Annotated in this window: 14 protein-coding genes and 1 riboswitch; of the genes, 2 read left to right on the top strand and 12 right to left on the bottom strand. The window is 39.4% G+C overall.

Translation table 11 applies throughout. From position 1 onward, the window contains the following. Positions 1–102 precede the first annotated feature (102 nt). Positions 103–191: riboswitch (TPP riboswitch) on the bottom strand. A 147-nt stretch (positions 192–338) separates the two neighbouring features. From IGI80_RS00610 to galE, 4 genes are all read right to left on the bottom strand, one after another. Next, a complete protein-coding gene (locus IGI80_RS00610) occupies positions 339–653 on the bottom strand; it encodes a YbaB/EbfC family nucleoid-associated protein (protein WP_002382484.1) in 315 nt (104 codons plus the stop codon). 20 nt (positions 654–673) lie between these two features. Further along, the gene (gene dnaX, locus IGI80_RS00615) at positions 674–2,434 is read right to left on the bottom strand and encodes a DNA polymerase III subunit gamma/tau (RefSeq protein WP_002384047.1); all 1,761 of its coding nucleotides are present in this window, start codon (positions 2,432–2,434) and stop codon (positions 674–676) included. Between the two features lie 71 nt (positions 2,435–2,505). Beyond that, entirely contained in the window at positions 2,506–3,756 is a 1,251-nt protein-coding gene (locus tag IGI80_RS00620) for a UDP-glucose--hexose-1-phosphate uridylyltransferase (RefSeq protein ID WP_025186365.1), read from the bottom strand. Further along, positions 3,737–4,729, bottom strand: a complete 993-nt coding sequence (gene galE / locus IGI80_RS00625) for a UDP-glucose 4-epimerase GalE (RefSeq protein WP_010708905.1) — start codon at positions 4,727–4,729, stop codon at positions 3,737–3,739. Before galE ends, IGI80_RS00620 begins: the two co-directional genes overlap by 20 nt. A gap of 267 nt (positions 4,730–4,996) precedes the next feature. Between galE and IGI80_RS00630 the strand changes: the two genes are divergently transcribed. After that, positions 4,997–5,164, top strand: coding sequence for a DUF3042 family protein (locus IGI80_RS00630; RefSeq protein ID WP_002356337.1), 168 nt, complete (start codon positions 4,997–4,999; stop codon positions 5,162–5,164). Positions 5,165–5,326: 162 nt separating this feature from the next. Here IGI80_RS00630 and IGI80_RS00635 read toward each other — a convergent pair whose 3' ends face one another. The 8 genes from IGI80_RS00635 to IGI80_RS00670 form a co-directional block, all read right to left on the bottom strand. Then, a complete protein-coding gene (locus IGI80_RS00635; RefSeq protein WP_016634724.1) occupies positions 5,327–7,165 on the bottom strand; it encodes an FAD/NAD(P)-binding protein in 1,839 nt (612 codons plus the stop codon). A gap of 13 nt (positions 7,166–7,178) precedes the next feature. Further along, positions 7,179–7,529, bottom strand: coding sequence for a DUF488 domain-containing protein (locus IGI80_RS00640; protein ID WP_002359411.1), 351 nt, complete (start codon positions 7,527–7,529; stop codon positions 7,179–7,181). A gap of 121 nt (positions 7,530–7,650) precedes the next feature. Beyond that, a complete protein-coding gene (locus tag IGI80_RS00645; protein WP_002356334.1) occupies positions 7,651–8,049 on the bottom strand; it encodes a rhodanese-like domain-containing protein in 399 nt (132 codons plus the stop codon). A gap of 15 nt (positions 8,050–8,064) precedes the next feature. Next, a complete protein-coding gene (locus IGI80_RS00650) occupies positions 8,065–9,036 on the bottom strand; it encodes an ROK family glucokinase (protein WP_002356333.1) in 972 nt (323 codons plus the stop codon). Beyond that, positions 9,037–9,255 carry a YqgQ family protein gene (locus tag IGI80_RS00655; protein ID WP_002356332.1) on the bottom strand — a complete coding sequence of 73 codons (219 nt, stop codon included), beginning with the start codon at positions 9,253–9,255 and terminating at the stop codon, positions 9,037–9,039. A gap of 17 nt (positions 9,256–9,272) precedes the next feature. Then, entirely contained in the window at positions 9,273–9,983 is a 711-nt protein-coding gene (locus tag IGI80_RS00660; protein ID WP_002362481.1) for a rhomboid family intramembrane serine protease, read from the bottom strand. Positions 9,984–9,993: 10 nt separating this feature from the next. Next, complete coding sequence (locus IGI80_RS00665) at positions 9,994–10,536, bottom strand: 5-formyltetrahydrofolate cyclo-ligase (RefSeq protein WP_010821080.1); 543 nt, start codon at positions 10,534–10,536, stop codon at positions 9,994–9,996. 87 nt (positions 10,537–10,623) lie between these two features. Next, on the bottom strand, positions 10,624–11,394 hold the full coding sequence (locus IGI80_RS00670; protein WP_002356329.1) for an alpha/beta fold hydrolase: 771 nt from the start codon (positions 11,392–11,394) through the stop codon (positions 10,624–10,626). Between the two features lie 165 nt (positions 11,395–11,559). On the opposite strand from IGI80_RS00670, the gene IGI80_RS00675 reads away from it, so the two are divergent. Further along, complete coding sequence (locus tag IGI80_RS00675) at positions 11,560–12,135, top strand: DUF805 domain-containing protein (RefSeq protein WP_002356327.1); 576 nt, start codon at positions 11,560–11,562, stop codon at positions 12,133–12,135. The last annotated feature ends 34 nt before the right edge of the window (positions 12,136–12,169 follow it).

The following is a 12,169-nucleotide window of genomic DNA, read 5'->3' on the forward strand; positions in this document are numbered from 1 at the left end:
CCACGTAAAAAAACTCCTTTCTGCGAGAAGCAAAAGGAGGCGCGACTGAAAAAGACAGAAAAACCCAACCACAAATAAACGTAGTTGGGTGCAATAATCGGTCAAAATTTCAAGACATTTCCCTGCGCCAGTCCTAACTGTTTCAGGTTCCATGGGTATAATCTCAGCTAATAGCACCCCAAATGTTTCTCTTCAATTGGCTTTAGTATAGCATAGTTTTTTGGAAGCGACTACTAAAATTGCCAAAGAGTTTTCCCACAAAAACAGAAAAAACATCATGCCCAAAAAGTTCGATTTTTTGGGCATGACGTTTTTCATACTTTCGTTGGTCTTATTATTTAGAATCCTGGCATTCCTTTGGTGTATTTACCTAAAGTTGCTTCGGTTTCTTTTTCAATTTTTACTAACGCATCGTTGACAGCCATAATGACTAAATCTTGTAACATATCAACGTCTTCAGGATCAACCACGTCCTCTTTAATGGTCAAATCTTTCATTGTGCGATCACCAGTAAAGGTCGCTGTCACAAGTTGATTGGTGGCTTCACCGATAAATTCTTTTTCATTTAGCGCTTCTTGCGCTTTGGCCATTTCTTTTTGCATTTTTTGTACTTGTTTCATCATGCCTTGCATGTTGCCCATTCCTCGCATCATAATTCCTCTACTCCTTCATATTAATCATCTAGTACTTCGACAAGCTCTTCACCAAACATAGCGATTGCTTCATCTACTACTGGATTTTCTTGTGAATGTTCATTTGTTACAGGCGGTTCGTCCGCTAGACGAGCCATTTCATTTTCAGGTTCAGAATGATTCAAACTGCCCTGATTTTGGTTAATAAAACTTTGTCTTAGTTTTGGCCAGCTTTCTCTAGTAATGCAGACCATTTCTGGTGTATAGTCCATCAAACGGCTTAAATTATTATTGAAAGCTAACTGCATCTCTTCATCGTCTGTTGCACGAGCACAAACAATCTCATAGTCAAATGCCACCACGATGCCCTTAGGACTCGCTGCGACAGGTTCACTAGCTTTGAGCATCGCTCGTTGAGTCACAGATAATGTTTGCAGTAAGTCTTCCCAGACATTTTTTACATTCATTAAATGTGTTCTAGTCGCTTCGTTTAGGACTTGATATACGCGTTCTGTGGGTACGCGGAACGAACTTTTTGACGCTTGTGGTCGTGCTTGTTGACGTGGCGCATCTGCTTCTTTAGCAGCTACACCGTGTTTCTTTAATTCAGCCAGTTCTTTCTTCAGTTGCCCGATTTGATTTTGTAAATCTGCTAATTCTGGGTTTCCCTCTGCACTACCATCTTGATTAGCTGTTTCTGGCGTGTTGTGTTTATTGGGTTGCACCGTTTTAGCTAATTTGACAGTGGCTACTTCCAGATAGATATTCGCATTGTTGGTAAAGCGGATCTCATTTTGTGTGTCACTTAAAATTTGGATTAGTTGGTAGATTTTTTCAGCAGGTGTTTGTGTAGCTAGTTCCTTAAATGCTTCTGTCAAAGTTCCTGCTTTTTCTGCTAATAACTTCGGTGCTTGCTGATACATCAGCAAATCTCGACAATATAATAACAAATCTTCTAAGAAACGGCGCGCTTCTTTGCCTTCGCCTAAAATACTTTCCAAGCCTTCTAATGCTCGTTCAACATCACCGGCGACACAACACTGAATATAATGATCCATCATTTCATAGGTTAGGCTGCCTGTCACTTGCATTGCATCTTCCAGTGTTACTTTTTCATCACTAAAGGAAATCGTTTGATCCAAGATACTCAAGGCATCTCGCATCCCACCTTCCGCAGCACGCCCAATCACATAAAGGGCTTGTTCCTCATAATCGAGAGCCATTTCCTGCATGATATGGGCCATATGATCGACGATATCTTGCGTACTAATTCGCTTAAAATCAAAGCGTTGCGTCCGTGAGATAATCGTTAACGGAATCTTGTGTGGTTCAGTCGTTGCTAAGATAAAAATAACATTTTGTGGCGGTTCTTCCAAGGTTTTTAAAAGTGCATTGAACGCGCCTGTTGATAGCATATGAACTTCATCAATAATATAAACTTTGTACTCGGCTTGTGTCGGTGCATACTTTGCTTTATCACGAATATCACGGATTTCTTCCACACCATTATTACTCGCCGCATCAATTTCAATGACATCATTTAAACGACCTTCCGTAATGGCTACACAGGTTTCACAAACATTACAAGGTTCACCATCTTGACTATGTTTACAGTTAATCGCTTTAGCGAAAATTTTTGCGGCACTGGTTTTACCTGTACCACGAGGGCCAGTAAATAAATAGGCATGAGATGTTTTCTTTTGCACTATCGCATTTTTCAGTGTCTGAGTAATTGCTTTTTGTCCTACTACGTCATCGAAACGTTGTGAACGCCAGACCCGATAAAGTGCTTGATAAGCCATTTTTTACCCTCCCTTATTTTTCATTCTTATCTATTATACGTGATTTTTAGTCATTCGGCATCTTTTTTCTTTTAATGAGTCACTGGCGCAACCATTGCTAAAAAAGCCGCTTTTCCTTCACTTGTTTCTGCAAACGCACTGGCTTCTTTTAATCGCTGTTGATACGCTGAAGCGACAGTTTCAAGTGCCTGCGTTTTCTGGTTGTTCCAAGTCGTTAAACCTTGGACTTCTGCTAACGTTAACGAAGGCTTTGCTTGAGGTCGACTAAAAATTAAGTCCATGACATATAAAAGTTCTTTTCGTCGGGCAACGATTTGTATCTCATCCGTTGGCAGTTTTAGCATTTGCCATTGCTCAAAAATATCATTTGCGGCTTGGGCAACTTCTGACGCATTCGGTCCCTCTAGGCGAAATGTCGCAACTGGCCAATTCACCATTCCTGCGTTGATTAAAGGATAGTTAGCTAACTCAACATATTCTGAAATGCTCGCTTCGGCTAATGGAAATTGTTGCAAACCCGTTTGATAATAGACATGCTCATTTTGTTCAAAGTCAGCATCAATCCCAGCAAAATAATGAGGAAAGACCTCAACAATTTTCAACAATTGCTGAAAAGTCTTAATTGAACGTTTCGCTGACTGATGTTTTTCAAACGCAATCACACCTTGTTGCTGATATTGTGCCTGTTTTACAAAGGAAAACCCCCAGCTTTCGCCATCTAAGTTCATTCGAATCACTCGATGGTTCGTAGTCGCAGGAAATTGCTGACTTCCCTGGTAGCCTTCTGTTGCCATGCACCATTCACAGCGGGGATAGCTTTGTGCAGAGAGCGTTGCTTTTGGCGCCTCACTGTGGACCTTATTTGCTAAAAAATCACCATAGACTGTTGAAAAAACAACAGGTTCTTCCTGTTCAATGACCGTACCGTTTTTTTGACAAAGTTGGTAAAAATACTCGGTAGCCTCTTGTGGCTCTTTGGCATAATGTTGTGCAAAAAAAGCATTAACCACAGAAGGTGGCGGTGTCAACAAATCCATCAATTGCACCATGAACTGTTCTTTTTGTTGCTCTGTTTTTACAAGTTGGTTGGCACTCGCAACTTGACACAATTGTTCCGCCAAATCAGCGGCGGGTGTTGCCACAGGCCGTATGTCTACTTCGCCTAATTCTTGTTCACCAATCATTGATAATAAACGGTTCTGAAGATATAAGCGATCCAATTCCATCCAACCACCTGCTTGAATAGCAAGTGTGGTAAAATCGGCAATCATTTGACTCGTGGTCATCGATTCATTCCTCCTATTACTTTTCTTGATATCCATGTGGATGAGCTTGATGCCATTGCCAAGCGGTGGCGATAATATCCTTGACCTCAGTTACTTCTGGTTGCCAGCCTAAAACTCGTTTGGCTTTTTCACTAGAAGCAATTAACGTACTAGGATCCCCTGCTCGGCGTGGCGCGATTGTCGCAGGAATTTCTTGACCTGTCACTTCGCGTGCAGCATCTAACATTTCTTTAACAGAATAGCCGTTGTTGCTACCCAGGTTAAAGACGTCACTTTCGCCGCCATTTTTCAAGTATTCTAAAGCCAAAATATGTGCTGCAATCAAGTCTTCAATGTAAACATAATCTCGAATGCACGTGCCATCTGGTGTATCATAATCATCCCCAAAAATGCTTAGCTCTGCTCGTTGGCCCAATGCCACTTGTAAAATAATTGGCACAATATGCGTTTCTGGCGTGTGATCCTCACCAATTGAGGCATCTTTTTTTGCTCCCGCAACATTAAAATAACGCAAAGCAACATATTTCATTCCATAAGCGTTGTCGCACCATTTCATGATTTTTTCCATCATTAATTTACTTTCCCCATACGGATTTTTAGGATTCGTTGGGGTTTCTTCTGTAATAGGCATTGCTTTTGGTTCGCCATAAGTGGCCGCTGTGGAAGAAAAAACAATATGTTTCACTCCGAATTCTTGCATGACTTCCAAGGCAATTTGAGTGCCGTGAACATTGTTATTGAAATACATTAACGGTTTCTCCACGGATTCTCCTACTAAAGAATTGGCCGCAAAGTGCAACACACCTTCAATTGATTCTTTTTCAAAGACGCTACGTAAAAAAGCTTTATCACGAATATCGCCTTCATAGAAAGTCGCTTGTTCATGAACTGCTGAACGATGACCCGTTAATAAATTATCAACAACAATAACGGCATATCCTTTTGAAATTAATTGATCGACGGCATGTGAGCCAATGTAGCCTGCGCCACCTAATACTAAAATAGACATAAATACGCTCCTTTTACTCCCTAATTTCTTTTTCTATTGTACCATTAAATAAGGTCTACTTCTGAATTATTTCATTTTGTAAACAGGATTTAATTTGGCCATTTCTCCTTATTCATTTTTCCTATAAAAATACAGAAAAGACTTGGTAAATTTTAACAAATCTCTAAATTAGTCGTAGAGTTTATGAAAAATCATTGTAACTATTGGATTTTTTTGCTTTTTTCCGTCATAATAGAAACAAATACAATTTGAAAGAAGGAATGAACGATGAAAAAATTTGTATCAGGTATGTTAGTCGGTACTGCTATCACAGTTGCTGCTTTAGCCGGTGTGGCTACAACTATTAAAAAAACAGTCATTGATCCAATTGAAGAAAAAGAAGATATGATTGAAGAAAACCGTAAAAAAGCGATGCGTAAACGTATTGCACGTTAAAAAATAGCTGTGACGTTGAGATAAAAAATCTAACGCCAAGAAATCAACAGAAGCGCTTCTGGCTCGGTTGATTCTCTTAAGCATAACAAGTGGTCATCCATCGCTTTGATGGATGACCACTTGTTATGCTTTCTTTTTTACCAAAGGAGCTGACTATTTTTCTTAACTATTAAAAATAGTAGCAGCAATCCGATCCATATCGCGCATATTCCAAGGATCCACACCAGGACGAGCTGCAGCGGCTGTTAACCAATGAATACCTTCTGTTGGAATACCACAACTAAAAAGGCCTGTCGCCACCTGTCCATCTTTTGTGATGACTTGATTCGTGGCAGGCACAATCAAGAGTGCACCTGTTTTGACTATTTGACCATCGGATAATGCCAGTTGATGGAGCGTAGCTAGCTTATCGGCTAACAACTGCCTCGTTAAAGGATTCAAACTTTTTTCATTATTGACTTTGGGAATGCGCGCTTCAATTAAAAAGTGACTATTATACCGATTTTCCGGAAACAAATTAGCATAAGTAATAAATTGACCCGCTTTCATTTCGACACGCATTTCTGGCCCCAGAATCGTGACTAATCCCAGTTCAACTAACGCCTGTAGCTCTTCTGTTCTTTCAACAGAAGGTCCCACCGACAAAAAGGTATTCAACGGGGTAAACCAGTGCCACAACCACTTCTGACTCTCGTCATTCGTTAATAACCCTTCATCCAAGACAAAGCGAATCTGATCTCTTAAATCTTTTAAACTGTCTAAAGCAGTGGTCAAAGGACCGCTAAGATTGCCTTTCTCTGCTTCTTGAATATCCCATTTTAAATACTCTAGTAAAAACGAACGAAAACTTTCATGAGTGGTTTTCTTTGTTTCAGGATGTTCTAACGCTTGCCAATCAAACCAATCTTGTTTTTCAAAGTGGGCTAGGCTTTCCGGCGCTCCCTTGGTTTGAATAAACAGCTGTTGAAAGGCCTCTTTAGAAAGATGCGGATATTTTTCTTCGATTAAGCAAGTGTAATACACATATTCCACTTCTTTTTTTAAATACCCAAAAAACTCTGCGCCTGTAACCTGTCCTTTTTTACGACATTCAGCTAAATACGTTTCGGTTAAAAAAACAGGCTGATAGGTTTCCCCGTAGCCTTTTTGATTAATCCCTCGAGGATGAGAAGGAAAACCGCGACCAGAACCAGCAATAATAATAGGCTCTCTTCCAGAAGGTTCATAACGTAAGCGGCCATTTTGACGAGAAAAAACACCCCCGCGGCCAATCGTCAAGGCAGATAAATAGTCAAAAAATGCCAAACCTAAGCCTTTTAACACAACGGGTTGTTTTGCAGGTATATTGGCAAGTGCCAATAAAGCATCCGCCGCATTTTTAGGAGAAGAATAAAACAAACGATGCTCCTTGGCGTAGTCCGCAAGCTCTTGTTCAACAGTCGTTAATTCATTTTCTTGGTGACCCAAAGCTAAAATTACTTTGTCTGCCGTAAACTCAATGGATTGAGTATACACATAATAGTTATCCTCTCCTGCCCGCACAGCAGTTACTGGCTCTTTAAAAAACGTCAGCGATGTTTGTTCGTTACACCTCGTGGCTAAATACGTATAAAACCATTTTTGGTACATGCCATAAAAAGCCCTCGAGCAGTGATCATTCGGTCCAAGGCGATGACATTCTTTCAACAACTCAAGATAATTATAGGGTTGTTGCTGTTGAATGTACTGCGCAGCTTCTGTTTGGGTCCATTCATAGAGAGTGGGGCCCTTGACAATTGGTCCTTCGCCACTAAAAGATTCATCTGTAAATAAAGTGACTTGACTAATCACGGTGTTCATTAATAAATAATTAGGTTGCTCTGCTCGCCAAATTTTCCCACCTGGACCGTATGGATCAAACAACGTGAGCTGAACATTTATTTCCGTTTTACGAGCCCATTCAATGACTCGTTCTGCAGCTGATAAGCCTCTGGGTCCAGCACCTACAATTGCAATTTTCATCCAATCACCTACTCTATTTTTCTAATAATTCTTTTAAGACAACCGCTTGATTATGCACTGTATCTTTCGCCCCATAGACCAGCGTGACTACTGGCTGATTTTTTACAATCGTCTGTAACTGCTTAAACGCTGTGGCAGTTGGCTCATGTTTCAATTCTTCTTGGTATTTTTGTTTAAACTCGGGATATTTATTTGCTTCATGATTAAACCATTTCCGTAGCTCTGTACTTGGGGCCACTTCTTTGAGCCATTCATCTAACTTTTCAGATTCCTTGGATTTTCCTCGTGGCCAAATACGGTCAACTAAAACACGGTAGCCATCTTGCTCTGTCGGTGCTTCATATGCTCGCTTGATTTGAATCATCTGCCTTCACCTCTTCTCTTTATTGTAGCTCAAAAAGTGAGGACTGACAAAAAGCAACATCTCTATTAAGCTTTCCTATACAAAAAGAGTTGGTCTCAATGAAGACCAACTCTTTTTGTTATTAACTATTTCTCTTTTTCACTTTCCCAGTCCAGCCATCATAGCCGCCTTTTAAAATATAAATATCAGTATAGCCATTTTTGCGTAATAAATTAGCTGCTCGGATACTTAAAGCTTTCTTCTGATCATAAAGATAAACAGGTTGATCCTTACGAAGAGAACCAATTGTTGTTTTTAACATGCTGTATGGCATGCTGCGCGCCCCTAAAATATGCCCAGCATCAAATGTATCTTTCTCACGAACATCAATCACTTGTGCTTTACGCATTGTTTCTTTAAATTCTTCTTCCGTCAGCATTTTTGCTGAACGTTTCACCATAATTTTCAAATATAATTCATTGAATACCATCGCTAGTACAATAACTAGCAAAATGCCATTGATTACCCATAAAATACTCATTCTAAAAAGCCCTCTCTATTTCTCTTTTGAAAATTGTAATGCTAGTGAAGCGGCACCAATGACGCCGGCCTCATTACCTAGCTCTGCTAATTTGATTTTTGTACTATTTCGAACTTGCGGGAAGGTAAATTCTTGGAAATATTTTTCGACACGACTACGTAAAAATTCTCCTGCTGCAGAAACACCTCCACCGATAACCACGCTATCTGGATTTAACGTGTTACCTAAGTTTCCTGTGGCTAAGCCTAAATAGAAACAAACACGATCCACAACCATTAAAGCAAAATGATCGCCTTTTTCAGCAAATTCAAAAACATCTTTACTCGAAACATCTTGTCCATCATCAATCGCTTGTTTCAGTTCAGAGTCACCTGCAAACTCTTCTGATAAATGACGTGCAACACGAACGACACCAGTGGCACTAGAAACAGTTTCTAAACAGCCACGTTTCCCACAGGTACAGTCAAAGCCGTTAGGATCAACCGTCACATGCCCAACTTCACCAGCGCAGCCAGCAACACCGTGGAGCAATTCTCCCGCTGCAACAATGCCTCCGCCGACACCTGTTCCTAAAGTAATAAAAATCACGTCGGGATTGTTTTCCCCCGCGCCCTTCCAACGCTCACCTAAAGCGGCAACATTGGCATCATTATCTAAGGCAAACGGAATTCCTAAAGCAGATTCGATTTGTTCTTTGACAGGCTGTACAGTCGTCCAGTTTAAATTATAGGCACCTACAACAGTTCCTTTTTCAATGTCGACACTTCCTGGTGTTCCCATACCAATTCCCACAAAATCTTCTTTTTTCATATTATAAAGATCTATACGGTGACGAATACTTTCAATAATTGATGGCACAATATGCTTGCCATCTTCTAAAATATTCGTTTCAATACTCCATTTTTGTTGAACAACGCCATCGGTTGTTAAAATAGCAAATTTGATGGTCGTTCCACCTAAATCAATCCCAATAATCTTCTTATCCATTTAGTCGATTCCTTTCTGCTTCCCTCTAGATTCTTCTATTCGATGCTCTCTTTGCAAAATATGCCGGGCCTGTAAATACGTATCTCGGTCTACCAATTGACCTTCATACAATTTTTTTAATTCAATCATCATTAACTCAATATCATAAATCCGTGCACCGACATAAATATACATCCCAAACTGTTTAAAAAGTTGTTGTACATCATATAACGTTTCCATACGAAAACACTTCCTTATTATACAGGTAAACCGTATTTTTTAAAACCCAATAACAGACAAATTACGACAAGAAAAATAAAAATTAACGTGGCCATAATTCGCTCGTGCTTATTAAATGCTTCTTCACGATTTGGAACAGCAAAAGCCGTCGCGACTAATAGTCCACCGATTAGACCGCCAACATGACCCATCATATCTACAGAGCTACTAAACAAGTTAAATAACAAATTAATCACAATAAACATTGAATAGCGTTGCACCATATACATAATCGCTGGATTGTCTCTAAAATGGCGTCCTAAAATAACAAATGCGCCGAACAAACCAAAAAGCGCTGTACTAGCACCCGCTGAGACACTGTTGGGTGTCCCAAAGGCAAAACTGGCGATATTTCCAGCAATCCCACTCAATAAATAAATTCCCAAATAGCGCCAATGCCCATAAATTGCCTCAACCTGTGCGCCGATATAATAAAGAGTAACCATATTCAAAATAATATGCATAAACCCAATGTGAAGAAACATTGGCGTGATAAACCGCCAGTATTCATGATTTTGAGCTACCAGTGGACGAACCATTGCTCCCCAATTAACTAAGTTTAAAATATTTTCTGATCCTCCAGTTAATTCCAATCCAAGGAAAACAATGATTGAAATACCTAAAAGGGCATACGTAATGAACGGCTGATTTTTTAGCCGTTTCAATTTCATTTCTGTTTGATAATTCATTCCATTCCTCCTATTGTATAAATAATTGTTCGATTGGCTGATCAAACGCTTCTGGTTGCCATTGCTCATGGAGTTGTTCACTAAAAACTAAACTACATGAATGGCCCGAAAAATGTTCCAAATAACGATCATAAAAACCACCGCCGAAGCCTATTCGATAGCCAGCACGATTGAAAACAATCCCTGGCACAATCAATAAATCAATCGCTGTAGCTGTTATTTCTGCCGCTGTTAACGGAGGTTCTTCCACGCCAAATGCACTGGTGTCATAAACCGTCTCTGGAAAGACTTGATAAAAGTGCATTTTGCCTCCTTTAAATGTTCGCGGCACCGCCACTTGCTTGCTCTCTTGCATGGCCCGTTCGAAAATTGGCTGTGTTGATAATTCTAGCGGTAACGACCGAATCATTCCGATTGTTTGTGCTTGTTGCCATTTCTGACTAGCAAACAACTGTTCATAGAGACTTGATTCTTTATGTTGTTTAATTTCTGGATGTTGTTTTAGCCATTCCAGGGCAGTTAAGCCCACTTTTCTCAACTTGTTTTTCTCCATGTACACCTTCAACCCCTTTTCTGTTAAGTTTATAGAAAGTGTTCTTAAAAAACAAGCTGATTCCCCTTTTCTCTTTGAAAAATCCCGTTATTTTTCTAACGTTTTTGACGCTTCTTTAAAAAAGTCAACAACCAAATCCATTGTTTCTCCTTTCACTAAATGCCGCTCACCGATTTCCGTTATAAATTGCGTATTTCTCGCATACGTTTTCCCAGACACTAATTGTTCAAAATCAGCCATGTCTTCATAAGGAATTTTTTCATCTTCCGTTCCATGCCAAAACAGCATCGGTCGTTCTTGTAGTCTTTCTGGCGTTTGTGATAAATCGTATTGATGCACCCAACTTAGCAACAGTGGCAAGTCTTTAGGCACAAAAATAGCAAATTCTTTCGCCCGTTGAATCACTCGCTGAATATAGCGCGCCGGATAGGGTGTTCCCATTAAGCAAGCAGCAGCTTGAATCTCAGGGTGTTGGGTCATAAGAGCGCTGGTAGTAATACCGCCCATGGATACACCACCTACGCCAATCCAATTTTCTTTAATCAACCCTAATTTATGAAAATGATGGATAATTACTGGAAATTCAATCAAATTATATTGAATGCTACTCCAAAATGTAATCGATGGAATCGTGGAAATAGGTCCTGTTTTTCTTTCTCCATGGTTCATGGCATCTGGTAAAATGACCCGAAACCCCTCGTGTGCTAATTTTCTTGCTTGTGTTAAAGATAATTCTTTAGCTGATTGCCAACCATGATAGTAAACAATTAAAGGTAATGCTTCGTTTTTTTGCTCTTCTGTTGTCACTTCTAATGCTGGAATTTTTGCTATGTAGCGATGTCTAATACTGATTTTCATTCATGATTCCTCCATTATAAAATATCTTCTCTTATTTTACCGTTTTTTGATAAAACCTGCTCTTTATATGATTTATCAAAAAAATCACAAAATATGCGAATTCGCATTTTCCTATTTTATTACTTTCCGTTATAATCATTTTATTAAATACAAAGGGGTGTTTTTATGGTTAAAATTGAGGAAAAAGGTAAAGTAACATTTGGACAAGCTTTTAAAGATTATTTTCGTGGATATGTTGATTTTAAAGGTCGGACCACACGTGCTGGTTATTGGTGGATGACATTGGTATTAAGCATTTTAGCACTTATTTTTTATATTGCCATTGTCGGCAAAGCCGTGTCAGCAATTTTAGCAGCTGAATATTTTGAAACCTATGATTTTGGAAACTTATTACCGTTAATGCTTTTTGCACTTGTTTTATGGTTAGCTTTATTATTACCAACGTGGGCAATGTGTGTACGTCGTTATCGTGATGCTGGGATGACAGGTTGGGGCGTGCTTGTTTTATATCTACTTTCTATTGCCTGTAGCTATACACAAGTTTTCTCTGTTATGTCAACACTGAAATATGATGTTCAAACAGATACTGTGATAACAGGTGGCAGTCCCGTCTTCTTATTTTTCACTCTTGTGATTAGTCTGTTTTTCTTCTTACTAACAGTCTTACCGACAGATAAACTAACAACAACTAGCCAAAATAGCGTCTTACGCTTCTTCTTCCGTTACAAAGAAGTGAAGTAAGGAAAAGTTTTAAGCCTTTCTTTTAAAAGAAGGG

It is taken from the genome of Enterococcus sp. DIV1420a, assembly GCF_051712165.1.
In the GTDB taxonomy this organism is placed as follows: Bacteria; Bacillota; Bacilli; order Lactobacillales; family Enterococcaceae; genus Enterococcus; species Enterococcus faecalis.